Annotated in this window: 27 protein-coding genes, 1 tRNA gene and 2 pseudogenes; 18 read left to right on the forward strand and 12 right to left on the reverse strand. The window is 61.8% G+C overall.

Annotation, left to right across the window (positions count from 1 at the left end):
• Positions 1 to 60: 60 nt before the first annotated feature.
• From NKH36_RS28630 to NKH36_RS28645, 4 genes and pseudogenes are all read right to left on the reverse strand, one after another.
• Positions 61 to 768, reverse strand: a complete 708-nt coding sequence (locus tag NKH36_RS28630) for an outer membrane protein (protein ID WP_352965395.1) — start codon at positions 766 to 768, stop codon at positions 61 to 63.
• Between the two features lie 738 nt (positions 769 to 1,506).
• Positions 1,507 to 1,778 (reverse strand): annotated as a pseudogene (locus tag NKH36_RS28635) (Atu4866 domain-containing protein).
• Positions 1,779 to 1,863: 85 nt separating this feature from the next.
• Positions 1,864 to 2,253, reverse strand: a complete 390-nt coding sequence (locus NKH36_RS28640; RefSeq protein WP_502912133.1) for a carboxymuconolactone decarboxylase family protein — start codon at positions 2,251 to 2,253, stop codon at positions 1,864 to 1,866.
• Positions 2,254 to 2,350: 97 nt separating this feature from the next.
• Complete coding sequence (locus NKH36_RS28645; RefSeq protein WP_352965401.1) at positions 2,351 to 3,076, reverse strand: SDR family oxidoreductase; 726 nt, start codon at positions 3,074 to 3,076, stop codon at positions 2,351 to 2,353.
• Positions 3,077 to 3,197: 121 nt separating this feature from the next.
• Between NKH36_RS28645 and NKH36_RS28650 the strand changes: the two genes are divergently transcribed.
• Positions 3,198 to 4,088 (forward strand): LysR family transcriptional regulator, encoded by an 891-nt coding sequence (locus tag NKH36_RS28650; RefSeq protein WP_352965403.1) that lies wholly within the window; start codon positions 3,198 to 3,200, stop codon positions 4,086 to 4,088.
• A gap of 147 nt (positions 4,089 to 4,235) precedes the next feature.
• Positions 4,236 to 4,643 (forward strand): annotated as a pseudogene (locus NKH36_RS28655) (hypothetical protein).
• Positions 4,644 to 4,699: 56 nt separating this feature from the next.
• On the opposite strand, the gene NKH36_RS28660 reads toward NKH36_RS28655, so the two are convergent.
• Positions 4,700 to 4,888 (reverse strand): DUF3606 domain-containing protein, encoded by a 189-nt coding sequence (locus tag NKH36_RS28660; RefSeq protein WP_352965405.1) that lies wholly within the window; start codon positions 4,886 to 4,888, stop codon positions 4,700 to 4,702.
• A 137-nt stretch (positions 4,889 to 5,025) separates the two neighbouring features.
• On the opposite strand from NKH36_RS28660, the gene NKH36_RS28665 reads away from it, so the two are divergent.
• Both NKH36_RS28665 and NKH36_RS28670 read left to right on the forward strand, forming a co-directional pair.
• On the forward strand, positions 5,026 to 5,856 hold the full coding sequence (locus tag NKH36_RS28665; protein ID WP_352965406.1) for an ATP-dependent DNA ligase: 831 nt from the start codon (positions 5,026 to 5,028) through the stop codon (positions 5,854 to 5,856).
• Positions 5,857 to 6,019: 163 nt separating this feature from the next.
• Positions 6,020 to 6,409: a VanZ family protein gene (locus NKH36_RS28670; protein ID WP_352965408.1), complete on the forward strand. Its 390-nt coding sequence runs from the start codon at positions 6,020 to 6,022 to the stop codon at positions 6,407 to 6,409.
• A gap of 220 nt (positions 6,410 to 6,629) precedes the next feature.
• Here NKH36_RS28670 and NKH36_RS28675 read toward each other — a convergent pair whose 3' ends face one another.
• From NKH36_RS28675 to NKH36_RS28685, 3 genes are all read right to left on the reverse strand, one after another.
• Positions 6,630 to 7,484, reverse strand: coding sequence for a methyltransferase domain-containing protein (locus tag NKH36_RS28675; protein WP_352965410.1), 855 nt, complete (start codon positions 7,482 to 7,484; stop codon positions 6,630 to 6,632).
• Positions 7,485 to 7,954: 470 nt separating this feature from the next.
• Positions 7,955 to 8,503 carry a hypothetical protein gene (locus NKH36_RS28680; RefSeq protein ID WP_352965411.1) on the reverse strand — a complete coding sequence of 183 codons (549 nt, stop codon included), beginning with the start codon at positions 8,501 to 8,503 and terminating at the stop codon, positions 7,955 to 7,957.
• Between the two features lie 136 nt (positions 8,504 to 8,639).
• A tRNA-Ser gene (locus NKH36_RS28685) sits at positions 8,640 to 8,729 on the reverse strand.
• 418 nt (positions 8,730 to 9,147) lie between these two features.
• Between NKH36_RS28685 and NKH36_RS28690 the strand changes: the two genes are divergently transcribed.
• From NKH36_RS28690 to NKH36_RS28700, 3 genes are all read left to right on the forward strand, one after another.
• The gene (locus NKH36_RS28690) at positions 9,148 to 9,465 is read left to right on the forward strand and encodes a hypothetical protein (RefSeq protein WP_352965412.1); all 318 of its coding nucleotides are present in this window, start codon (positions 9,148 to 9,150) and stop codon (positions 9,463 to 9,465) included.
• Positions 9,466 to 9,519: 54 nt separating this feature from the next.
• The gene (gene msrA / locus NKH36_RS28695; RefSeq protein WP_352965414.1) at positions 9,520 to 10,182 is read left to right on the forward strand and encodes a peptide-methionine (S)-S-oxide reductase MsrA; all 663 of its coding nucleotides are present in this window, start codon (positions 9,520 to 9,522) and stop codon (positions 10,180 to 10,182) included.
• A 209-nt stretch (positions 10,183 to 10,391) separates the two neighbouring features.
• Entirely contained in the window at positions 10,392 to 11,381 is a 990-nt protein-coding gene (locus tag NKH36_RS28700; RefSeq protein ID WP_352965416.1) for a BMP family lipoprotein, read from the forward strand.
• Positions 11,382 to 11,448: 67 nt separating this feature from the next.
• Here NKH36_RS28700 and NKH36_RS28705 read toward each other — a convergent pair whose 3' ends face one another.
• A complete protein-coding gene (locus tag NKH36_RS28705) occupies positions 11,449 to 11,658 on the reverse strand; it encodes a SlyX family protein (RefSeq protein ID WP_352965417.1) in 210 nt (69 codons plus the stop codon).
• Between the two features lie 313 nt (positions 11,659 to 11,971).
• Here NKH36_RS28705 and NKH36_RS28710 point away from each other — a divergent pair, with 313 nt between their 5' ends.
• From NKH36_RS28710 to deoA, 6 genes are all read left to right on the forward strand, one after another.
• Positions 11,972 to 13,504, forward strand: coding sequence for an ABC transporter ATP-binding protein (locus NKH36_RS28710; protein WP_352965419.1), 1,533 nt, complete (start codon positions 11,972 to 11,974; stop codon positions 13,502 to 13,504).
• A complete protein-coding gene (locus tag NKH36_RS28715; protein WP_352965421.1) occupies positions 13,501 to 14,640 on the forward strand; it encodes an ABC transporter permease in 1,140 nt (379 codons plus the stop codon). The genes NKH36_RS28710 and NKH36_RS28715 overlap by 4 nt, the downstream gene beginning before the upstream one ends.
• A 1-nt stretch (position 14,641) precedes the next feature.
• Positions 14,642 to 15,613, forward strand: a complete 972-nt coding sequence (locus tag NKH36_RS28720) for an ABC transporter permease (protein WP_352965423.1) — start codon at positions 14,642 to 14,644, stop codon at positions 15,611 to 15,613.
• A gap of 138 nt (positions 15,614 to 15,751) precedes the next feature.
• A complete protein-coding gene (gene cdd / locus NKH36_RS28725; RefSeq protein ID WP_352965424.1) occupies positions 15,752 to 16,144 on the forward strand; it encodes a cytidine deaminase in 393 nt (130 codons plus the stop codon).
• A gap of 47 nt (positions 16,145 to 16,191) precedes the next feature.
• Entirely contained in the window at positions 16,192 to 17,010 is an 819-nt protein-coding gene (locus tag NKH36_RS28730) for a purine-nucleoside phosphorylase (RefSeq protein WP_352965426.1), read from the forward strand.
• Positions 17,010 to 18,329 carry a thymidine phosphorylase gene (deoA, locus tag NKH36_RS28735; protein WP_352965428.1) on the forward strand — a complete coding sequence of 440 codons (1,320 nt, stop codon included), beginning with the start codon at positions 17,010 to 17,012 and terminating at the stop codon, positions 18,327 to 18,329. Before NKH36_RS28730 ends, deoA begins: the two co-directional genes overlap by 1 nt.
• On the opposite strand, the gene NKH36_RS28740 is transcribed toward deoA, so the two are convergent.
• The 3 genes from NKH36_RS28740 to NKH36_RS28750 form a co-directional block, all read right to left on the reverse strand.
• Positions 18,330 to 18,893: a TIGR02281 family clan AA aspartic protease gene (locus tag NKH36_RS28740; protein WP_352964448.1), complete on the reverse strand. Its 564-nt coding sequence runs from the start codon at positions 18,891 to 18,893 to the stop codon at positions 18,330 to 18,332.
• A 107-nt stretch (positions 18,894 to 19,000) separates the two neighbouring features.
• On the reverse strand, positions 19,001 to 19,630 hold the full coding sequence (gene upp, locus NKH36_RS28745; protein ID WP_352954522.1) for a uracil phosphoribosyltransferase: 630 nt from the start codon (positions 19,628 to 19,630) through the stop codon (positions 19,001 to 19,003).
• Between the two features lie 132 nt (positions 19,631 to 19,762).
• On the reverse strand, positions 19,763 to 20,737 hold the full coding sequence (locus NKH36_RS28750) for an adenosine deaminase (protein ID WP_352964451.1): 975 nt from the start codon (positions 20,735 to 20,737) through the stop codon (positions 19,763 to 19,765).
• Between the two features lie 145 nt (positions 20,738 to 20,882).
• Between NKH36_RS28750 and ubiE the strand changes: the two genes are divergently transcribed.
• From ubiE to NKH36_RS28775, 5 genes are all read left to right on the forward strand, one after another.
• On the forward strand, positions 20,883 to 21,659 hold the full coding sequence (gene ubiE / locus NKH36_RS28755; RefSeq protein WP_352964454.1) for a bifunctional demethylmenaquinone methyltransferase/2-methoxy-6-polyprenyl-1,4-benzoquinol methylase UbiE: 777 nt from the start codon (positions 20,883 to 20,885) through the stop codon (positions 21,657 to 21,659).
• A 13-nt stretch (positions 21,660 to 21,672) separates the two neighbouring features.
• A complete protein-coding gene (gene ubiB / locus NKH36_RS28760) occupies positions 21,673 to 23,247 on the forward strand; it encodes a 2-polyprenylphenol 6-hydroxylase (RefSeq protein ID WP_352964456.1) in 1,575 nt (524 codons plus the stop codon).
• A gap of 76 nt (positions 23,248 to 23,323) precedes the next feature.
• Complete coding sequence (locus NKH36_RS28765) at positions 23,324 to 23,533, forward strand: FitA-like ribbon-helix-helix domain-containing protein (RefSeq protein WP_352954518.1); 210 nt, start codon at positions 23,324 to 23,326, stop codon at positions 23,531 to 23,533.
• Positions 23,534 to 23,535: 2 nt separating this feature from the next.
• Positions 23,536 to 23,790 carry a FitA-like ribbon-helix-helix domain-containing protein gene (locus NKH36_RS28770; RefSeq protein ID WP_352954517.1) on the forward strand — a complete coding sequence of 85 codons (255 nt, stop codon included), beginning with the start codon at positions 23,536 to 23,538 and terminating at the stop codon, positions 23,788 to 23,790.
• Positions 23,787 to 24,194 (forward strand): type II toxin-antitoxin system VapC family toxin, encoded by a 408-nt coding sequence (locus NKH36_RS28775; protein WP_352954516.1) that lies wholly within the window; start codon positions 23,787 to 23,789, stop codon positions 24,192 to 24,194. Before NKH36_RS28770 ends, NKH36_RS28775 begins: the two co-directional genes overlap by 4 nt.
• Positions 24,195 to 24,202: the final 8 nt, after the last annotated feature.

Here is a 24,202-nt window from a genome sequence, read left to right on the forward strand (position 1 = left end):
TATTCGAGCCCAAACGAAACCCCGGCCGCTAGGCCGGGGTTTTCCTTGCGTCCCCACCGATCAGAACTTGTAGCTGACGCCGACCCTCACCGCGTGCGTGGTTAGGTCAACCGGCATATCGACATCCGGGAATCCCGGAGCCAAGTTGCCTGAGGCTTCTCCGAAGTCCGTATACCGATACGCCAGTCGCGCGGTCCAATGTTCGTTGAAGGCCCATTCGCCGCCTGCGCCGATTGTCCAGCCGTTGAGCGTATCCGAATAATCCCCGCTGACAGGAAGCGGGAAGGGGCCGCCACCGAAGTTGAAATCGCCAATTGCCCAGCCTCCGGTAACGTAGAGAAGCGCATTGTCGTATGCGTAGCCGAGCCTTGCGCGGATCGAGCCCTGCCAGTTCAATTCGCTGGTTCCAACAGATGTCGCTCCGGTTGTATTTTCGAAGCTGCCATCCACGCTACCGCCTTCGAAATCGCCCTCGACACCGTAGACAAAAGAACCGGATTGCCAATTGTACCCGACATGGACGCCACCAATGAAGCCATCGGGATCGGAATCGTCACTTGGCGCACCGTTGGAGAAGCTGTGATCTGCCTGCCCCCAGAGATAGCCGCCCTGAACACCGATATAAAAGCCGCTCCAGTCGTAGGCAACAGCGACGGGTGCCGCAGCCGGCTCGTAAACAACTGCATCGGCCGCGAAGGCCGGAACCGCAAGCAAGGCCAAGGCCGTACCGCTGAAAAGTAAGGTAGTGGCAAACACGATCTTCTTCATGGAACGATGCCTGTGCTAAAGGAAGTGACCAGAACGGGACTACCATGAAAGTTGTGGTTGAACTGTAACTGCGGCGCAACACATCGAGGCAAATGCACCGTTCGGTTGTGGCGGTGATCCTGGTTCCTTTTTGCGCGCGTGACTCTTGCCGACTTACTGACCGCCGAGGAGTCGCTGTACGTGAGTTGCAGCAGCGCGTGTGCGAAATGCGGCGGGAAGAGGCAGGCGTTATCTGCACTCCAGGCGCGAGCAGTACGGTGACGGGTGCGCCGGGAGACCGGCAAGGAGTAGGTGGTGGAAGTCCACTGCGATGAAGGATTAGCAACCCGCATCGGCCCCGAGCCGTGCGTGTCGGTCGCGAGGCCGGGAACGAAGCGTCGGCAGGGGAACGTATAGGCCAGCCATTGAGCCGCGAAAGGTACAATCGGAGCGCCGACGCCGTCTGTCAGGCGGAAGGCGAGAGGTCGCACGCGCCACTGCGAGTGTGGGACCGGCTCCGCGCGGTCACAGACCTTGGCATGTACGGACGACCCTTGCCCGGGAACCGGGAGGTCTCTCGTTCGGCCCGGATGGCTTCGGCGGCCGGGTCCGCATCATTGTCTGCGTCGATCAGCACTGCAAGCCGTGGAGAACGCGGTTCAGTCGCCAAGGTGGTCCCTTATTTTTGGCTTCGCACCAAATGACAGATGGTGCAGCGGCACCATGCGAAACCTTTTTATCGAGATTCGACGAACGTCACTACTTCTTGCGATACAAGATCATACCTGCGTGATGCAGCACGCCGTCAATGAACGTTCCGTCAGCGGTAAAGCCGGTGTCATCCCAGTAGTCGATGTGGTTTCCTCGGATCTCATAGCGCCCCTGGTATGCGCTCTCACGGTTTCCGCGCGCTTCGTCATAGCGACCGTTTGGAAGCAAGTTGTGGCGGATATAACCATCGGCCGTGACCCACATCCCGACATAGGGGTGGCTTTCTGAAAATTGGGTAACCGTATTTGCTCGACATTCATCTGGGCGAGACCTTTCTGCAGGGGTAAGGCGCCGGCAAGAAGCACGGCAGCGGCAAGTATCGAAATCTGTTTCATGGACAGCTCCTCAGGGGTGTTTTCCGGGAGCGGCGCGCTGCTCGGCGAACAGCTCGGAGAGCGTTTGCGATGCTGCGATCGCGCGGGGGAATCCGGCCGGAACCGTCACCATGTAGATGACTTCCTTCAGCTCTTCCTCGGACACGCCGATATTGAGCGCATAACCAGCATGAATCCTCATGAAGGCAGTCTCGCCCATGGCTGCGAATACCGCGACGGCGGCGAGTTGGCGTGTGCGGTTGTCGAGCCCCGGACGGGACCAGACGTCGCCGAGCGCATAGCCCTGGGTTGCTCCGGCCAGAAACGGAAACTCCCGTCTCATGCGTTCCAGCGCAGGCTGCGGAGCGCCATTGTTCAGGCTCCTGACGACGGCATTGCCGCGTTGCAGTCGCTCTTCCATCGTCTGCGATTTGGCCGTTTGAGGAACCGCGCCGAGCAGCAACGCGACGGCAATCGCGATGTACAAGCCATGAAAACGAAAATCCATTGTTGCCTCCCTACTTGCTGGCTGTCGGTCGGATGACGATCTCGTTCACGTCGACATCGTCCGGCTGGTCGATGGCGAAGCGCACGGCACGGCCGATGGAGTCGGGCTGCAGCGCAATGGCGCGATAGGTCTTCATCGCTTCCGCCGCGACTGGATCGGTGATCGTGCCGGCGAGCTCGCTCTCGACCACGCCGGGATGGATGCACGTCACGCGGATGTTGTCGTGCTCCTGCCGCAAGCCATCGGAGATCGCGCGGACCGCATATTTGGTTGCGCAATAGACAGCGGCTGTCGGCGATACCGAAAGCGCGCCGATGGAGGCGATGTTGATGACATGGCCGGAGCCTCGGGCCGTCATCTCCGGAAGCACCGCTGCGATGCCGTAGAGCACGCCTTTGATGTTGACGTCGACCATCCGGTCCCATTCGTCGACTTTCATCGAGGCCATCAGCGACAACGGCATGACGCCGGCATTGTTGACGATCACGTCCACGCGTCCCCAGGCCTGGCGCGCCGCGTCGGCAAAGGCGGCGACATCGGCGCGGTCTGTCACGTCCAGGCGGCGTGTCATGGCCTCCCCGCCGTTTGCCCTGATCTCTTCTGCGAGTGTGTCCAGCCGATCGGTGCGGCGTGCACCGAGCATGACCTTCGCTCCGGTAGCGCCGAGCTCCCGGCCGAGGGCGGCGCCAATGCCGCTCGAAGCCCCCGTGATGAGCACGACTTTGTTGAGGGACATGTTTCGTCTCCGTCTGGTTGATCTTGCGAACCGCGATGCAGCGGTTGCCACGAAGATGGATCTGTTTCACTGTTGCGATAAGACGACCATTCCTTCCCAACGTGGAAAGCACAGCTAACCAATGCAGTTGGATCTCAACGCGCTCGCCGTCTTCGCCCTCGTCGCCGAGGAGCGGAGCTTTCGCGCGGCTGCGGACCGCATGGGCGTCACCCGCTCGGCGGTGAGTCAGACGATGAAGCGCCTGGAAGAGACGCTCGGTATCGCGCTTGTCCAGCGCACGACGCGAAGCGTCAGCCTGACCGAAGCCGGCGAACGCCTCTACGCCGAGACAGCGCCGGCCATTGCCGATATGCGTGCGGCAATGGAGACCACTGGGGACCTGCGCGGACGTCCGCGCGGGCAGTTGCGGCTTGCCGTCTCGTCGATCGCCGAGCGCTTTCTTTCAGGGCCGTTCCTGGCGACCTTTGCCGAAGCCAATCCGGAGGTTCAGATCGATATCACGGTAACGGATGAGGAATTCGATATCGTCGCCGAGGGATACGATGCCGGCGTCAGGCTCGGCGAGGTGATCGAGCAGGACATGATCGCGGTGTCTGTCGCCGGTGACGAGCGGCAGCTTGCCGTCTGCGCGCCGGCCTATCGCGATCGGTTCGGGGCGCCTTCGCATCCGAGGGAACTCGCCGGCCATCGCTGCATTGGCTGGCGCCGCGCACCGAAGGTCGCGCCCTTTCGTTGGGAATTCGCCGAGAACGGGAACGAGTTCAGCGTCGCCGTTGCGCCGGAGATTACGACCAACGACATGGCGCTGATGATAAAGCTCGCTATCGCCGGTGCCGGCATCACCTTCGGCATGGAGGAGAGCTTTCGTCCGTGGATCGATCGGGGCGAACTGGTGCCAGTTCTCGAGGACTATTGCCCGCGCTTCGCCGGCTTCTACCTCTACTATCCGAGCCGTCGCAACGTCGCGCCGAAGCTGCGCGCCCTTGTCGATCACCTACGGCGTCATGGCTAGCCTCTTTCGCAGTATAGCGACCATGTCGATGTTGCAATTACATTAGCGTGAGCGCATGTTTTTATCAGCCGGCGCAAGCCGGTTAGGCCCGGTGGCTGGCCGGTCACCCCCATAGGCTGCCGGGCCGCCGGCAACGGCTTGGAGGGCATGACACCCGCAATCTCGGAACTCTTTTTCAAGACAGCGATCGTCATTCTTATTTTGGGAATCGCAGCCGGCCTGCAGATGGCAATTTCAGGCAATCACGGTGCTACCTGCTCACGCACACGTCAATCTTCTGAGATGGGTCACAAGTGCATATTCGGGGGGTTCTACGCCCTGAACCCGGCAAAGGCCGCCCGCAGGATCGCGATGGTCCATTATGGCGTCTACAATCTTGGCCTGGTCGTGATGTTACCGGCTCTCTACCTGATACTGCATGGAAATCCGGCCCTTGAGCCGATCGTCGCCACGGAATCAATGATCGTCGCTGTCAGCGTGCTTATCTTTGCCTTCGTGGTTTTCTCCGCCGAAACGGCGCGCTCAGTCTCAGGAATACCTGCGGTTCCACGCTAGACGGCATCGGATGTGCTAAGCCACCAAAAGGCTCAGCGCCTCTGAGAATTTGGTCATCATTGTGCCGGCAATGCCTTCGCGGCGTCGGTCAGGGTTGCCCGATCGTTGCCGTGCTTGCGGGTCAGCTCGCGCACCTGCTTCGGCGTGATGTTATTCTGCAGAGCGAAAAAGTTCACTTCATAATCGTCGTCCGCCGATATCTTGCTACGGTCACGGAAGTCGCGTTTGATTTTGTCGTCTGCCATATCGCACGCCCTTTTTGAATTTCGTTATGTTAACTCTGGCTAATATATGTCGGTGACCTAGACTAGGTTCCATGCGCAGGCGGGCAGGGGCCGGCACCGGCCGACTAGAGTTCATCCCCCCGATGGAGCCCAAGCTGGTGGCCAGGCCGCCTGAGGGTGACAACTGGATCCATGAGATCAAGCTCGACGGCTATCGCGCCCAGATCATCATCAACGGCCCCGAGGATATCCGCGTCTATACCGAAACCGGCAAGGACTGGACGCGTAAATATCTGGGCATCATGGAAGCCGCGACGGAGCTTGAGGTCAAGAACGCCATCATCGACGGCGAGGCGGTCGTCACCGACAAGGCCGGTATGCCCGACTTCAACGCGCTCCGGAACGCCGTCCACAACAATCCCTATGGCATGTACCTCTGCGCATTCGACATTCTGCACCTGAACGGCCATGATCTGCGCGACATCGGCTGCAAGGCGCGCCGCGAAATCCTCCGCGATATCATCAAGCCGTACAGCCGGATTCGGTTCAGCGATGCCATGCCTGGTGACGCGCAGTCTCTCTTTTATCTCGTCGAGCAGGTGGAGCTTGAGGGAATTGTCTCGAAGCGCGCCGACAGCAAATATCGCAGCGGCCCGACCTCGAACTGGCTGAAGACCAAGAGCTTCACGGTCGATGAATTCGAACTGCTGGGCGTCGAACACGAGCCCGGCAAGGCAGCCTTCGCCCTTTTGGCACAGCCCGGCACCGGGAAATATGTCGGTTCCGCCTTCATCAGCCTGGGCCGCGACATGAAGGAGCGGCTGTTGAAGCGGGTTCGGGAGCACGCCGGGCCGCCGCCAGCGGCCATGAAGAAACGGCCGGGGACACAGTGGGTCAGGCCCGGGGTGAAGCTGCGCATCAAGCATCTTCGCGGCGACCACAGCCACATACGCAATGCGTCGCTGCTGGGTTTCGGTGACGACGACTAGAAAGGCCGGCCGGCGCGCAAGTTCGACCGCGACTTTGGCGTTCTCTTTTTGGCGCGAGTTTTTCATCTGTTCGGCCGATGCGCCGGTTCGTTGGAGGGTAGAGATTGAAAATCTGCCTTAGCTCTGGACCGTTCGTGCTGGCGGTCGCCTCTGCAGACTTCGGATGAAGGGCTGGCCTATATTGTTGCGCGCAGGTTCATATCCGATCGCAAGGATTGCTTTTCTTGCCGCGTTGGCCGGCGTTCTCCTGCTCGCCCTTTTTCCGGAGTGGCTCCTGCAGAATTTGGGCGTGACCTTCACGCATCATGGCAAGCTCATCCACGCTGCCGCATTCGCTGTTTTGGCGGCCTTGGGAAGTCTTGGCTGGACGGGACACAAGGCAAAGCTGATTGTTCTCCTCGCATTTTCGGGCCTGGCGATTGAAGTTGTTCAGGGCGCGCAGCTGATAGGGCGCGGTCCGGATGTATTCGACTGGATTGCCGACTGTGCCGGCATGGCCTGCGGGATCACGATCGCAAGCTGGACAAAGTGGCTCGCTGGAGGGCTGCCATAGGTCGCCCGTTAATTACAGGGACAGTGCACCATCTCCTTTCCCCGCCTGCCGCGTTTTCCCGATTTCACGGCTTTTCCGGTTTGCTTGGCAATCCGGTCCAGAAGTGCTTCGCTGCCCATCGGCCGCACAGATGCCGACATCGCGGCGCGGCAAGGCAAGTCGAGCCATGCGTTCAATTTACACACAGCGACGCCGAGAAAACATGGAGAAAAGTGCACTGTCACCGTAATTCCAAATTGGGTTGCTCGGGCCGTTCTGCGACAAAGAGAGTATCGGAGAGAAGCCCAAGCCGCTCGCGATCCGCGGAGGGTATACGATCTGAATTTATTTGGATGACGGTAAAACCCGCATACTCGATACGCTCCTTGATATCGGGTCCGTAGGCTCGCACGTGATCTGATCCGCCGAAGCGCTCGTCGCGCTCGCTCAGTGACATGGATGGCGTCGCTTCGATGGTTTGACGATAAATAAGCGGTACCTGGATCCAGACCTGTCCTCGGGGCTTAAGAGATGACCAAATTTCCCGAAATACATGCCGATCATCGGGTACGTGTTCCATGACGTGACACAAGACGACGATATCGAGATCGCTGGTGCGACTCATGTCCATCAGGTCAATCTTCACGGTATCTGGCCCGTACCGTCCTGGCTCGACATCGCCTTTGATTAGGTTGCCCGCTTGAGAGAGTCTCCTTGAAAGCCCCTTCTCGCTCGGCGCAATCTGGAGAATTCTAAGCTGTCCCGCCGGCAGCTTGATTAGTTTGCGGTCTAGAGCGTGAATCAAAAACCGCTCACGATCCACCGCATGACAAAGCGGGCAAATAAGCGTGTACCGCCCGAAACGGTAAAAAGCCGCTACATCGCGATCGCAGGCATTGCAGTGATGAGCCTTCCTTGTCGGGAGGAGCGTCAGGGTAAGGGCTCTCAGCCAATCTCCGTATGAGTCAAGTTTGCGTGTGACCCGCCGCGCTGTGATACGATCACCGTAGCTGCGAAAAAGAGATACGAGTCGGCTTTCTCGAACATTGTTCCATAATGGTTTCAGAATGTCGCCCTCCAAGGTTTTTTCACCCAAGGAGCGTTAATTTAGCGCCATATGATATGATGTCGAGTCAGCGGAGCAGCAGGTGCTCGCGATGGGTCGCTGGGAATGAAGGGCGCGAATTACGGTGACAGTGCACTTTTTTCTTGTCCCGCCTGCGCGGTTTCCCGATTTCACGGCTTTTCCGGTTTGCTCGGCAATCCGATCCAGAAGTGCTTCGCTGCCCATCGGCCGCGCAGATGCCGACATCGGCGGCGCGGCAAGACAAGTCGAGCCATGCGTTCAATTTACACACGGCGACAGCCGAGCAAACATGGCGAAAAGGCACTGTCACCGCAATTCCTTGGCGACGCATCCCGGTCCAATATGGATCATCATCGCTTGCTCAAACTGGTCTAAGGAGGAGTTCTCTTGCCAAATGGACCACGCGGTTCCGCTCGGGACCCTGGTCCAGCCTTGAGGATGACGCGTCTCGATGGCGAGCGCTCCGTCGGACGTGGCAGTTAGCCTGGTGTGGCCGTCGCGAAATCCAAGCGTCCGACTTTTGTAACCAAGGTCTTCCAGCAATAAAGCAATCGTTGCACCGCAATACCCGGAAGTTGCGAAGAGGATGACGCGGGGGCGAGAGATGCAATCTCCTCTTTCAATGCCTGTAAGTGAGGCTCCGCAATAGCTGGCCATCGATTCGCTGGCAGCGGCCTTGAACCGCCGACTTCGTCCATCTTGGAAATGTTCGTCCAAGCGATACGACGGCGAGACGGATCGATGAGGTCGATCATTTGGCAGAAGGCTGACTTATTTCTCTTTTCAACCATCCACTTGGTAGATGCGGCCCCGCTCGTAGTCTGGTTGGTGTTTGACCCTACGAGCGTGCCTAGTGGTCCCGCGCTCTTTCCGACGTAAAGCAATGCCAAATTGCTTGTCGGATCATATTCAGGGCCGACACCGGTCGCAAACACTCCGGGCGATGCCCAACCTTGCTTAACGGCCACACGGTTGCATTCAGTAAGCTGTTTCCAAGTCGCGTCACTGATAGGCAACTTCCTTGACATGAGAAATCCCCCAGCATTCCGCTATTAAGAGCGCTCCGCCTGAGAGGCAGTCAAGTAGCCGGAAGATTTGCTGCTCCCAGACGTTCTGTTTCAAAACTGGCGAGACGGCATTCGGGTAACCCCACTGTGAATTGACTGGCGGAGAGAGCGGGATTCGAACCCGCGTTACGGTTTCCCGTAAACACACTTTCCAGGCGTGCGCCTTCAACCACTCGGCCACCTCTCCGTCTTAGCATTTTCGCCGCGGCCGGTTTTGCCGCGCGGGTTGGGGAGATGCGTCTCCCTTGGGGGATTGCGGTCCGGAACTCCGCACCGTGGGCGCCGTCAACCAGCGGACACCCTTTCCCCGCACCTGAGCCGTCAAAGCAACAGGCGCGGGGCTCATCTAGTCGATCCGGTGCCGAATGCCAAGACATAACGGCACTCTATTCGCTTTGTCGGATAGGATGCTCTGTCCATGCCACCAGCGCTGCCTTGGTAGCCGATCGCCGCGATCGGCGGCGTCTTAGCCGACTGGCGCCTCAGCAGCGCAAACCGGTGGCGTGGGTTCAACTTCGCGTGTCGCGATTGCGGATAAAGCGCGCAGATCCTATTTATCAGGCCGATACAGACATCTGATAAGCTTCCGGGGAGGTAAGGTCTGGATGTTCCGCTTCGTCTTCCGTCTCGCGGCACTGGTTGCGCTTTCGGTTTCCGTCATCATGGCGGTGATCGACGCGACGCGCTCGGTGGCGGCCTCCGCGCTGGTCATGACCCCGCTCAACACGAGCTGGCTGGCCGTCTCGCCGGATACGCGAAGCGCCTTTGAAAGCTTCGTCCGCGACAAGCTTGGTCCGCTGCTGTGGGACGGCGCCATCGCCTGGGTGCTCAGCCAGCCCGGTTTCGCCGTGTTTGCGGTGATTGCCTTCATTCTCTACTTGATCGGCTACAGGCGGGAGCGGCCGACCGGGCGGTTCGCCTAGGCTTGACGATTTCCAGCGTCCCCAAGCCCAAACAAAGAGAAAGGGAGACCGCACATGTTTCTCAGCGACATGCTGAACAAGAAACTCAATCTGCCGAAGCCTGCCGAGGCGCTGCCGGGCCGCGCCAAGCCTATCCCGACGGCATCCCAGCACTTTGTCTCGAAGCGGCCGCTCAAGGGTCCCTATCCCGAAGGGCTGGAGACGGCGATGTTCGGGCTGGGCTGCTTCTGGGGCGCCGAGCGCCTGTTCTGGCAGCTTGAAGGTGTCTGGATCACGGCCGTCGGCTATGCCGGTGGCGTCACCCCCAACCCGACCTACCAGGAAACCTGCACCGGCCTTACCGGCCATGCCGAAGTCGTGCTCGTCGTTTACGACCCGAAGATCGTGTCCTATGCACAGCTTCTGAAGCCGTTCTGGGAAAGTCATGACCCGACGCAAGGCATGCGCCAGGGCAACGATGTCGGCACCACCTACCGTTCGGCGATCTACACGTTCGGCGATGCGCAGTACCAGGCGGCGATCGCCTCGCGCGACGCTTATGAGGCATCGTTGCGCGGCGCCGGCCGCGGCAAGATCACCACCGAGATCGCGCCGGCGCAGGAATTCTACTTCGCCGAGGAAGGCCACCAGCAATATCTGGCGAAGAATCCCTACGGCTATTGCAATCTGCAGGGCACCGGCGTCACCTGCGCCATCTCGGCTGCCGCCTCCGCTTGAGGCCTTTGGCGGGACGATGATCCGTGGCGCCGGGATGCGGCGCCACGCTTTTCCAAAAGGTCAAAATTCCGCGTGAATTTTGTTTCGGGCCGTGCCAGATTGGCCCAAAGCGGGAGGAAGACACTCCTGTCTGATGTCGCGTGCCTGCCGGAGAACCGGGCAGGCAGGCGGTGCACAACGGAAAAAATAACCGACAGGGTGTGGATCACATGAAACGTATTGTTCTCGGCCTCCTTGCCGCAACTGCGATGGTTCTTCCGGCCTTCGCCGCGGACATTCAGCCAGCACTTCTCTACGATCTCGGCGGCAAGTTCGACAAGTCGTTCAACGAAGCGTCCTATAACGGCGCCGAAAAGTTCAAGGCCGAAACCGGCATCGCCTATGTGGAATTCGAGGTCTCAAACGCGACCCAGCGCGAGCAGGCGCTGCGCCGTTTCGCCGAGGATGGCCGCAATCCGATCGCCATGGCGGGCTTCTCCTGGGCAGATGCGCTGGAGAAGATCGCCGTCGAGTTTCCCGAGACCAAATTCGCCATCATCGACATGGTCGTCGACAAGCCCAACGTCCGCTCCGTCGTTTATAAGGAGCAGGAAGGCTCCTATCTCGTCGGCGTGATGGCGGCGATGGCCTCGAAGACCAAAAAGGTCGGCTTCATCGGCGGCATGGACATTCCGCTGATCCGCCGATTCGGCTGCGGTTATGTCGGTGGCGCCAAGGCGGCCGGCGCGACCGATGTCATCCAGAACATGACCGGCGATACGCCGGCAGCCTGGAACGATCCGGCCAAAGGCGGCGAGATCGCCAAGACGCAGATCGACCAGGGCGCCGACGTGATCTACGCAGCGGCAGGCGGCACCGGTGTCGGCGTGCTGCAGGCAGCGGCCGACGCCAGCAAGCTCGGCATCGGCGTCGATTCCAACCAGAACGGCCTGCAGCCCGGCAAGGTGCTGACCTCCATGGTCAAGCGCGTCGACGTTGCCGTCTACAACACTTTCATGGACGCCAAGAACGACAAGTTCACCGGCGGCATCAACGATCTCGGCCTCAAGGAAGGCGGTGTCGACTACGCGATGGACGACAACAACAAGGCGCTTGTCGACGACGCGATGAAGGCGGCGGTCGAAAAGGCCAAGGCCGACATCATCACCGGTACCATCAAGGTGCACGACTATATGTCGGACAATTCCTGCCCCTATTGATCGCGAGATTGCCGATCTGATCGAAGCCGTCGGGTGAAAATCCGGCGGCTTTGCTTTCTCCGTAGGCTCACCAATGCGGTGGCTTGGTCACAGGTACGTCGGGTGCTGCCTGTTCCTCCAGCGCCAGGAATCGGTCGGTCAGCGCATCGAGCCTGCGCTGCATGCGCTCGATCACCTTCCACTGCTCGGCGATCTGGCCGGACAGTTCCTCGATGGTCTTCTCCTGCTCGGCGGCGCGGATTTCCAGCGTCGTCAGCCGGTCGGCGGGCATGGTCATTTGAAAAACCTCGGGTTCTTGCTGCGCAACTCCCAAGAGATGCGAATTTCGGGATTTCGCCACATTAGAGCGACGTGCGTTGGACGCCCAAACTACCCTCTAACACTATGATCTTCGCATCGCGCTTTCCGAAAATCGAATCCGATTTTCGGGCCGATGCGATGGCGAATGTAAAGGCCGCGGCCACGTTCGAAATTGACAAGCGCGCGGTGATTTGTCGAGAGTGAGCGCTGCTCCGGCCAATTGGCACAGACGGGGCGTCATGCTAGGCGTTTTGACCAAGCGATAAAAAAATAAGAGTGGGACTGGCTGCATGGCGCAAGCCGCAATCGAGCTGATCGGCATCAACAAGAGTTTTGGCGCCGTGCGCGCCAACCGCGACATCAATCTGGAAATCGTGCGCGGCACCATCCACGGCATTGTCGGCGAGAACGGCGCCGGCAAGTCGACGCTGATGTCGATCCTCTATGGCTTCTACCAGGCCGACAGCGGCGAAATCCGCGTCGGCGGCCAGCCGGCGTCGATCAAGTCGCCAAACGACGCCATCGCGCTCGGCATCGGCATGGTGCATCAGCATTTCATGCTGGTCGACAATTTCACGGTGCTGGAAAACGTCATTCTCGGCGCCGAAAGCGATGCGCTGCTGAAGAAGAGCATCGCCAAGGCGCGGTCCGAACTGGAACGGCTCGAGCGCGAATACGGGCTGGAGGTCGATCCCGATGCGATCATCGAAGAGTTGCCGGTCGGCCTGCAGCAGCGTGTCGAAATCCTCAAGGCGCTGTATCGCGGCGCTGAGATCCTGATCCTCGACGAGCCGACAGGCGTGCTGACGCCGGCTGAGGCCGACCATCTGTTCCGCATCCTCAAGCAGCTGAAGGAGCAGGGCAAAACGATAGTGCTGATCACCCACAAGCTGCGCGAGATCATGGCGATCACCGACACGGTCTCGGTCATGCGCCAGGGCACGATGGTGGCGACACGCGAAACCAGGAAGACGACGGTCGAGGAATTGGCCGAGCTGATGGTCGGGCGACGCGTGCTGCTCAGGGTCGAGAAGGGCGAGGCGGAAGCCGGCGGCGTCAAGCTCGCGGTCAAGAACCTGACGGTGAAGGATTCGCGCGGCGTCACCATGATCGACGACGTCTCCTTCGACGTGCGCGCCGGCGAGATCGTCGGCATCGCCGGCGTCGCCGGCAACGGGCAATCCGAAATGCTCGAGTCGATTTCCGGCATCAGGCGCGCCGTCTCGGGCTCCGTCATGCTCGACGGCAAGCCGATCGACCTCACCGGGGCCGCCGATCCCGGCGAGCTGCGCGACCGCGGCCTCGCCCATGTGCCGGAAGACCGTCATCATGTCGGGCTGGTGCTGGCCTTCGAGGAGAACGAGAATTGGATCCTCGGCTATCACGACGATCCCCGCTACCTCTGGGGGCCGTTCCTCAATATCGACGCCATCCGCGACGACGCCCGGGACAAGATCACCAAATACGACATCCGACCGACGGACTGCCGGCTCAAGACCGCGAATTTCTCCGGCGGCAACCAGCAGAAGATCGTGCTGGCGCGGGAAATGGAACAGGATCCTGGCGTGCTGATCGTCGGCCAGCCGACGCGCGGCGTCGATGTCGGCGCCATCGAATTCATCCACAAGCGCCTCATCGCCATGCGCGACCAGGGCAAGGCGGTGCTGGTGGTGTCGGTCGAGCTGGATGAGATCCGCTCGCTCTCCGACCGCATCCTGGTGATGTTTGCCGGCCGCATCGTCGGCGAGCGCGGACCGGAAGCGAGCGAAGGCGAGCTCGGCCTGCTGATGGCCGGTGTCGAGCACCGGGAGGCGGCGGAATGAGCACTCCCTACGCCAAGCTGCCGGCCTGGGCGGATTACGGGCTGATCCCGGTGATCAATCTCGCCGTTGCCTTCGTCGTCGCCGGCTTCGTCGTGCTTCTGGTTGGCGAAAATCCGTTCCGCGCTGCCGTGGTCCTGGTCGAGGGCGCCTTCGGCCGTGGGCAAGGCATTGCGTTCACGCTCTTCTACGCCACCACCTTCATCTTCAGCGGCCTGTCGGTGGCGGTTGCGGCGCATTGCGGCCTGTTCAACATTGGTGGCGAGGGCCAGGGCTATATCGCCGGTCTCGGCATCGGCATCGTCTGCCTGGCCTTCGACAGCGTGCTGCCATGGTGGCTCACCTTCCCGCTGGCGATCATCGCCGCCGCGGCGATGGGTGCGCTGTGGGCGCTGATCCCGGCCTATCTGCAGGCCAAGCGCGGTTCGCACATCGTCATCACCACCATCATGTTCAATTTCATCGCCGCCAGCGTCATGGTCTACGCATTGGTCGGATTCTTGAAGCCGGCCAATTCGATGGCGCCGCAGACACGCACCTTCCTCGACGGCGCGCAACTGCCGAAGCTCAACTGGATCATCGAATTGTTCGGCGCCAAGATCCGCTCGGCGCCGTTCAATATCAGCTTCCTGCTGGCGCTGGCCATGGCCTTTCTGGTGTGGATGCTGATCTGGCGCACCAGGCTCGGTTACGAGATGCGCACCTACGGCCACAGCCCGAAAGCGGCGCGCTATGCCGGCATTTCGGAGACCCGCATCATTATCGTCGCCATGATGATTTCGGGCGCGCTGGCCGGCATGATGGCGCTCAACCCGACGATGGGCGACCAGCACAATGTTGCGCTCGAATTCGTTTCTGGCGCCGGTTTCGTCGGCATCGCCGTGGCGCTGATGGGGCGCCTGCACCCGGTCGGCATCGTGCTGGCGGCAATCCTGTTCGGCATGCTTTACCAGGGCGGCGCCGAGCTCGCCTTCGAGATGCCGGCGATCAGCCGCGACATGATCGTCATCATCCAGGGCCTGGTCATCCTGTTCGCCGGCGCGCTCGAGCATATGTTCCGGCCGTATGTCCAGGCGCTGTTCGCCTCGCTCAGCCCGAGATCTGTCGGCATTGAAGCGATCAAGGGGAAGGGTGCCTGAGATGGATTTATTCAACGCCATCGTCCAGGTTCTGGACTCGACCATCCGCCTGTCGGTGCCCTTGCTGCTCGCTTGCCTCGCCGGCCTCTATTCGGAGCGGGCCGGCATTTTCGACATCGGGCTCGAGGGCAAGATGCTGGTCGGCGCCTTCGCCGGTGCCGCCGCGGCCTCCGTCTTCCATTCCGCCTATATCGGCCTCGGCATGGCCATCCTCATCTCGGTCGCTTTCGCGCTGGTCCACGGCTTTGCCTCGATCACCCATCGCGGCAATCAGATCGTCTCCGGCGTGGCGATCAATTTCATCGCCGCCGGATCGACGATCATGCTCGGTCAGGCCTGGTTCCAGCAAGGCGGGCGTACGCCGGCGCTTGCGCCCGGCGAGCGGTTCGGGGCGATCATCTGGCCCGGCGCGGACGCTGTCAGGGGCGTGCCCATCCTCGGTCCGATATATTCGGAACTCATCTCCGGCCATTCCGTGCTGGTCTATGTCGCGTTCCTCGCCGTGCCGTTCACCTGGTGGGTGCTGTTTCGCACCCGCTTCGGCTTGCGCATGCGCGCGGTCGGCGAGAACCCGGCCGCGGTCGACACCGCCGGCATCTCGGTCGCCTGGCTGCGCTACCGGGCGCTGATCTGCACCGGGGTGCTCACCGGTATTGCCGGCGCCTATCTGTCGATGGTGCAGAATGGCGGCTTCGTGAAGGATATGACCGCCGGCAAGGGTTATATCGCGCTTGCCGCGCTGATCTTCGCCAAGTGGAAGCCGGTCAACGCCATGTTCGCCTGCCTGTTGTTCGGCTTCCTCGACGCGCTGTCGATCCGCCTGCAGGGCACGCCGCTGCCGCTGATCGGCAAAGTGCCGGTGCAGCTCATGCAGGCGCTGCCCTATATCCTCACGGTCATCCTGCTCGCCGGCTTTATCGGCAAGGCGATCCCGCCGCGCGCCGGCGGCGTGCCCTATGTCAAGGAACGCTAAGCATGATCCCGAACCGCAGGTCAGCGTCAGCGAAAAGTGGAAGCCGGTTTTCGGACAAGATCATGCGAGGGAAAAATATGAGCATGATCCCGAAAAGTGGAAGCCGGTTTTCGGACAAGATCATGCGAGGGAAAAACAATGTCGCATGATCTGTTCGAAGCGGCCAAGGCCGCCATGGCCAAGGCCTATGCGCCCTATTCGAAATTCCCGGTCGGGGCGGCACTGCGCACCGAGGACGGCCGCGTCTTTGCCGGCGCCAACATTGAGGTCGCGTCCTACCCGGAAGGCTGGTGCGCCGAAACCACCGCGCTCGGCCACTACATCATGGGCGGCGGCGGCAGGATCACGGAGATCGCGGTGATCGCCGAGCGCATGGCGAAATGCTCGCCCTGTGGCGGCTGCCGGCAGCGGCTGGCCGAATTCTGCCGGCCGGAAACCAAACTCTATCTTTGCGACAATGGTGGCGTGGTCGAGACCGTGACCATGGGCGAGATGCTGCCCTACGGCTTCCAGGGCGACATGTTGAAATGAAGAGCTGGTTGAAATGAAGAGCTGGTTGAAATGAAGAGCTGGTTGAAATGAAGGAAGCGCTTGATCGTCTCGTCGAAAGGCTGGACGGGCTGGCGCCCGCCACCGCGCTGGTGCTGGGTTCGGGACTTGGCGGGCTTGTCGACCAGGTCGAGGATCCTGTCCGCGTTTCCTATGCCGAATTGCCGGGCTTTCCCCGAAGCGGCGTTACCGGCCATGCCGGCGAGGTGGTGGCGGGACATTTTGCCGGCACGCCAGTGCTGATGCTGTCCGGCCGCGCCCACTACTACGAGCACGGCAACGCCGCTGCGATGCGGCCGGCGCTGGAGGTGCTCGCCGGCCTCGGCATCTCGAAACTGATCCTCACCAATGCCGCCGGCTCGGTCGATCCGGACATGGGGCCGGGCTCGGTGATGCTGATCACCGACCACATCAATTTCTCCGGCTCCAACCCGCTGATCGGCGAGCCGAGCGACCGCCGCTTCGTCGGCCTGACCGAAGCCTACGATGCCGGCCTTCGCGCGGCGATCGAGACGGCGGCGAAGGCGACGGCTACCGCCCTGCACAAGGGGGTCTATATGTGGTTTTCCGGGCCGTGCTTCGAGACGCCCGCCGAGATCCGCATGGCGCGCATCATGGGTGCCAACGCGGTCGGTATGTCGACCGTGCCGGAGGTTATTCTCGCCCGTTTCCTCGGCCTGCGCGTCGCCGCCTGTTCGATCATCACCAATCTCGCCGCAGGGATGACCGGGGCGGAGCTTTCGCACCAGGAGACCAAGGACATGGCGCCGGTCGGCGGCGCGCGGCTGGCGACCATTCTCCAGCGTGTGTTCGAAGACGGGCTGCCGGAGCGTAAGGTCCCGGCCTGATGCTTCCCCAGGAAATCATCCGCAGCAAGCGCGACGGCCACAAGCTGTTGACGCAGGAGATCGCCAGCTTCATCGAAGGCGTGACTGCAGGCACCGTCTCGGACGGGCAGGTCGGGGCCTTCGCCATGGCAGTGTTCTTCAACGGCATGAGCCGCGACGAGGCGGTGGCGCTGACGCTGGCGATGCGCGATTCCGGCGACGTGCTCGACTGGTCGGACCTGCCGGGCCCGGTCACCGACAAACATTCGACAGGCGGCGTCGGCGACAATGTCTCGCTGATGGTGGCGCCGATCGTCGCCGCCTGCGGCGCCTATGTGCCGATGATTTCCGGCCGCAGCCTCGGCCATACCGGCGGCACGCTGGACAAGATGGATGCCATCCCCGGCTATATCAGCCAGCCGGATGTTGCGGGCTTCCGCAAGGCGGTGCTCGAAGCCGGCTGCGCCATCATCGGCCAGACCGCCGATCTCGCGCCTGCCGACCGCAGGCTCTATGCGATCCGCGACGTGACGGGAACCGTCGAATCGGTGCCGCTGATCACCGCCTCGATCCTGTCAAAGAAGCTGGCCGCTGGCCTGCAATCGCTGGTGCTCGACGTGAAGGTCGGCAACGGCGCCTTCATGGAAAAATCCCGTGACGCAACAACACTGGCGAACAGCCTGGTCGAAGTCGCCAATGGCGCCGGACTGAAGACCTCAGCACTCGTCACCGGCATGAACGAGCCGCTGGCGTCGGCAGCCGGCAACGCGGTCGAGGTGCGCAATGCCGTCGATTTTCTCACCGGCCGCTTCCGCGACCGGCGACTGGAGGATGTGACGCTGGCACTGGCCGCAGACATGCTGCAGTCGGCCGGGCTGGTCTCGTCCAACCAGGACGGCATGCGGCGCGCCGCCGAGACGCTAGCCGGCGGCGGTGCGGCCGCCGTCTTCGCGCGCATGGTGGCGGCGCTCGGCGGTCCGGCCGACTTCGTCGAGAATCCGGAAAAATACCTGCCGAAGGCGGCGACGGAGTTCGCGGTCAAGGCGACCGAAAACGGCTTCGTCACCGGCATCGCCACCCGGGACATCGGGCTCGCCGTCGTCGGGCTTGGCGGCGGGCGCACACGGCCGGACGACAGGATCGACCATGCGGTCGGCATCACCAGGCTGCTGCCGGTCGGCGCGGAGGTGCGCGCCGGCGAGGCGCTGGCGCTTGTCCATGCCCGCAATGCCGGGGATGCCGAAGCGGCCGCGGCCGCCGTGCTTTCGGCCTATGCGATCGGCGCTTCGAAGCCGCCCGCGGAAAAAACCGTCATCCGGCGGATCCTGCCGCGCGGGTGATCACTGGACGAGCAGCAGCGCGCCGTTTTCGACCTGGTATTTTTCAAGCCGCTGGAGAAAACTCAGGCCGATCAAATTGGTGCGCAGCGCCTTGTCGTCGAGCACTACCGCCTGGACGCCGTCGACCGTGATTTTGCCGATCTGCAGCCGATCGACGGTAACCAGGGCAGCCTTGATCGCCCCGTTCGCGGTGTTTACCTCGTGTTTGAAGTCCGACGCGTTCAGCGAAATGCCGATCCTGCGTGCCGTCGAACTGTTGATGGCGACGAGCGTCGCGCCGGTGTCGATCATGCCGTCGACCTGACGGCCGTTGAGCTTGAACGCCGACGTGAAATGCCCGCGCGCGTCCGCCGTGACCACGACCTTACGGCCGAGCGGCTGCGGTGTCGCCGGTCTGTCGCGAACCGTGGCAAGATTCAGGTCCGTTTGCGTTTCGACCGCCGGCCTGGCCCCGACCGCCGATTTCAGCAGGCCATCGAACATCTGCGGATTCGACTGATAGAGCATCGGGAACGACGCCGATGTTACGGCGAGCACGCCAAGGATGAGAAGATTGCGCAGCATGGACGGGCCTTCATGAAGGCCCATGCTTATAGCGACATGGTGTTTGCCGCTTTAATGGACGCGGAAAGCGGTCGTTTGCGTAAATGATCAGTAAACGAGTGGCACGGTCATTTGGTCCCGTACATACGATCGCCGGCGTCACCGAGGCCGGGCATGATGTAGCCCTTCTCGTTGAGCTGGCGGTCGATGGAAGCGGTGAAGACCGGGACATCGGGATGCGCCTTGGTGAACCGCTCGAGGCCCTCTGGCGAGGCCAGCAGACAGAGGAAGCGGATGTTGGTGGCGCCGCGCCCTTTCAGCTTGTCGATCGCCGCGATCGCCGAATTGGCGGTCGCCAGCATCGGGTCGACGACGATCACCAGCCGGTCGGCGAGATCGCTCGGCGCCTTGAAGAAATACTCGACCGCTTCCAGCGTTTCGTGGTCGCGGTAGAGACCGATATGGGCGACGCGCGCCGCCGGCACCAGGTCGAGCAGGCCTTCGAGCAAGCCGTTGCCGGCGCGCAGCACCGAGGCGAAGACCAGCTTCTTGCCCTCCAGCGTCGGCGCTTCCATCGTCTCGATCGGCGTTTCGATCGTCGTCGTCGTCAGTTCGAGGTTGCGGGTGACCTCGTAGCCGAGCAGCAGCGAAATCTCGCGCAGCAGCCGCCGGAAGCCGGCCGTCGAGGTTTCCTTCTTGCGCATGATGGTCAGCTTGTGCTGGACAAGCGGGTGGTCGACGACAGTGACGCCCTGCATGGTGTTCTCCTAGCTGCGCAGTTAGTGAATGGTGAATAGTGAATAGTGAATAGGTTTGCGAGTCCTTGGTTCAGCGGAAAAACTCGCGGTTGACGGACCGAAGCGCCGGGTGAACCATTCACCATTCACCATTCACCTGCTCTTGACGTCGAGCCGGCCCAGCAGCATTGCCTTGGTCTTCCTGTCAACGAAGGCGGCCTCGATGGCAGTTCTGGTGACGGCGGCGAGCGCCTTGTCGTTCATCGAAAAATGCTCTGCGGCATTGTCGTATTCGCGCTTCAGCGACGTCCAGAAATAGGGCGGATCGTCGGAGTTGAGCGTCACCTTGCAGCCCGCCGCCTGCAGCGCCGGAAAAGGATGATCGGCGAAACTGTCGAAGACCTTCAGCTCGATGTTTGAACTCGGACAGCACTCGAGCACGACGCCTTCGTCGGCGATGCGCCGGACAAGGTCGGGATTCTCGATGGCGCGCACGCCATGGCCGATGCGGGCGGGGCGGATGTGGTCGAGTGCGGCCTCGACGCTCTCCCAGCCCATCAGTTCGCCGGCATGGACGGTGATGCCGAGGCCGGCCTCGCGCGCGATTTCGAAGGCCCTGACATAATCCTCCAGATCGCCCATCCGCTCGTCGCCGGCGACGCCGAAGCCGGTGACCAGCGGATGCCCGCAGCGGGCCGCGAAGCGCGCCGCCTGCTCGATCGATTCGACGCCGGCGTTGCGCACGCCGGTGACGATCATGCGGCCCTCGATGCCGGTCTTGGCCTTGGCGCGCGCCATGCCTTCGCCGAGCGCGTCCGTATAGGCCTTGGGCGACAGGCCGGCCTTGCCGGCGTGGTCCGGCGAGGTGAAGATCTCGGAATAGATGGCGCCGTCGCGGGCGAGGCTGGTCAGGTAATGATCGGCCAGCCGCGCATAGTCTTCTTCCGTGCGGAACAGGTCGGAGGAGAAGTCATAGGCGGCGAGGAAGGAGGTGAAATCGTGCCAGACGAAAGAGCCGTTCTGAATGTAGGGCGAGGTGTCCTTGCCGTATTTCTGCGCCTGGCGGATGACGAGTTCGGGCGCCGCTGCCCCTTCGATATGGCAGTGCAGTTCCGCTTTCAAAGGCATGCAATCATCCCGTCAGGTCTGTCCAGCTCGTCGACATAAGTACGATTCACGACCGAGAAGCGCGGCCGAACACCGCGCCTTAAACAATAGCGTCGGCACCATCGATCGGCTATGGTCCCGCCGGTTTTATGGCGGATCAAAAATAATGTCGGTTGAGAGAACCACGGCCGTTGGCGGCATGGAGACCTCCTATGGTTTCAAGCGTGTAGGGGCGGGCGAGAAGCAGTCCCTGGTCAACGACGTTTTCCACAAGGTGGCGAACCGCTACGATCTGATGAACGACCTGATGTCGGCCGGCCTGCACCGGCTTTGGAAGGACGCCATGGTCACATGGCTCAATCCACCGAAACGACCGGGCTGGAGCGTTCTCGACGTTGCCGGCGGCACCGGCGACATCGCCTTCCGCATCGTCGAGGCGAGCGGCAGGAACGCCCATGCCACGGTTCTCGACATCAACGGCTCGATGCTCGCCGTCGGCCGCGACCGGGCCGAGAAAAAGGGCCTGACGGCAAATACCGATTTCGTCGAAGCCAATGCCGAGGAGCTGCCTTTCACTGGGGCCAGTTTCGACGCCTACACGATCGCTTTCGGCATTCGCAACGTGCCGCGCATCGATGTGGCGCTTGCGGAAGCCTATCGCGTGCTCAAGCCCGGCGGGCGCTTTCTCTGCCTCGAATTTTCGGAGGTCGACATGCCGTTGCTCGACAAGGTCTATGAGGCGTGGTCGTTCAACGCCATCCCCAGGATCGGCAAGGCGGTGACCGGTGACGACGAGCCCTATTCCTATCTGGTCGAATCGATCCGCAAATTTCCCAATCAGCAGAATTTTGCGGCGATGATTTCCCGCGCCGGTTTCGACCGCGCGTCTTTTCGCAATTATTCCGGCGGCATAGCTGCGCTTCATTCGGGCTGGAAGCTTTGAGGCGAGCGCAGTCATGAGCAGTGTCGGCGCTGGTTTCAGGCTCGTGCGGGCCGGCTGGGTTCTGGTCCGCGAAGGCGTCGTCGCGGCGCTGCCGGGCGACGAGCTCTTCGGCCTGCCGAAATTCGGCTGGCGGATGGCGCGGCTGTTCACCCGCCGCCGCGCGCTTGCTTATGAGCGTGGCGACCGGCTGGCCAAGGCCGTCGTCCGGCTCGGCCCATCCTATGTCAAGCTCGGCCAGTTCCTGGCGACCCGGCCCGATGTCGTCGGCAACGACATAGCGCTCGATCTCGCCATGCTGCAGGACAAGATGCAGACATTTCCGCAGGCCGAGGCCATTGCGGCGATAGAGGCCTCGCTCGGGCGCAAGGTCGGCGAACTCTACGCCAGTTTTGGCGAGGCCGTCGCCGCGGCCTCGATCGCCCAGGTCCATATCGCGGAAACCCTGGAGAACGGCGTCGGTTCGCGGGTGGCGGTGAAGGTCATCCGGCCAGGCGTGCGCCGCCGCTTCTTTCGCGATCTCGAAAGCTATTTCCTCGCCGCTCGTCTCCAGGAAAAATACATCCCGTCGTCGCGTCGGCTGCGGCCGGTCGAAGTGACCGAGACGCTGGCGCAGACCACCAAGATCGAAATGGATCTGAGGCTCGAGGCGGCAGCGCTTTCGGAGCTCGGCGAGAACACCAAGGACGATCCCGGCTTTCGCGTCCCGTCCGTCGATTGGGAACGCACCGGCCGCGACGTGCTGACCATGGAATGGGTCGACGGCATCAAGATGAACGATATTGCCGGCCTCGCTGCCGCCGGCCACGATCTGAAGGCGATCGCCGCCAATCTGGTCCAGTCGTTCCTGCGCCATACGCTGCGCGACGGTTTTTTCCATGCCGACATGCATCCCGGAAACCTGTTCGTCGAGCCCGACGGCACCATTGTCGCTGTCGATCTCGGCATTGCCGGCCGGCTCGGCAAGAAGGAGCGCCGTTTTCTCGCCGAAATCCTCTACGGCTTCATCACCCGTGACTATCTGCGCGTCGCCGAAGTGCATTTCGAGGCCGGCTACGTGCCGCGCCGGCATAATGTCGCGGCGTTCGCCCAGGCGATCCGCGCCATCGGCGAGCCGATCCACGGCCAGCCGGCCGAGACCATCTCGATGGCCAAGCTCTTGGCGCTTCTGTTCGAGGTGACCGATCTCTTCGATATGGCGACGCGCTCCGAACTGGTGCTGCTGCAGAAGACTATGGTGGTGGTCGAGGGCGTCGCCCGCACTCTCGACCCGGCCTTCAACATGTGGAAGACCTCCGAACCAGTGGTCGGAGGCTGGATATCAGCCAATCTCGGCCCGCGTGCCCTGCTGGCCGACGCACGCGACGGCGCCAGCGCGCTGCTGGCGCTGGTCCGCCAGGCGCCGGACCTCGCCGCCCGCACCGAGCGGCTGTCGCGCGAGATCGATCTGATGGCCGAACACGGGCTGCGCTTCGATGAAAGGACGGCGCACGCCATCGGCAAGGCCGAGGCGCGCCATACGCGCTCCGGCCGGCTGGCGCTGTGGGTGATGGCGCTGACGCTGGTCTATATCGCCTGGAAGCTGCTCTGAAATGCTAGCAGTGGCAGCAGTGCTGTCATTGCAGCCATGCTTCGAGATCGCTATATTAGGTCGCGGGAGCGCGATCATGGCCCGGATTACTGTCCGCAATGTGGATGAGAGTGTCATGCGGCGACTGCGTGAGCGTGGCGCTGCGCGTGGCGTTTCCATGGAGCAGGAGGCGCGGGACGTGCTCGCCGCATCCGTTGGGCTTCCGACCACCAAGGGTTTCGACTGGTCGGGCATTGCAGCCGAGGACGAAGCCAAGTTCAGACCGACGACACGGGGGCAAGGGTAGTTATGGGCACCCTGACCATTCGCAATCTCGACGACGATCTGAAGCAAAAGCTGCGCGAGCGGGCTGCCAGACATGGCGTGTCAATGGAGCAGGAGGCAAGAAATCTGTTGCTGAAGGACGTGGCAGTCGCCAAAGAACGTGATGGGGATTTTGTTACGGCGGAGGAAATCCTCGAATACGGCCGACGACTGCAACGAGTAGATTTTGATCAGAAGAAATTCACGGATGACCTCTGGTCCTTCATAGAGGAAGAATGACTGTGGTGGTCGACACCTCAGCGATCGTGGCCATCCTGAAGCAGGAGCCCGATGCTCCGGCAATCGCCCAGCGCCTCGCAGGAAATCAACGGATATTGATGAGCGCCGCGACTCTGATGGAATGCGGCACAGTAATTGTCCGACGCTATGGCGCGGCCGGCACGGCCGAGTTGACGGGTCTTCTTGCTAGGCTCAAAGTTACGATCGTCGCGCTCTCCGCCGAACATGCGCAAGCCGGAATTGAAGCCTATGCACTGTATGGCCGAGGTGCTGGCCATCGTGCCAACCTCAACATGGGCGACTGCTTCGCCTACGCTCTGGCCAAAACCCGAAACCTGCCGCTGCTTTTCAAGGGCGACGATTTCATCCATACCGATATCGAACCGGCGCTGAAGCCGGCATGACATCGGAC

The organism is Mesorhizobium sp. M1312, from assembly GCF_040318115.1.
Taxonomy (GTDB): Bacteria; Pseudomonadota; Alphaproteobacteria; order Rhizobiales; family Rhizobiaceae; genus Mesorhizobium.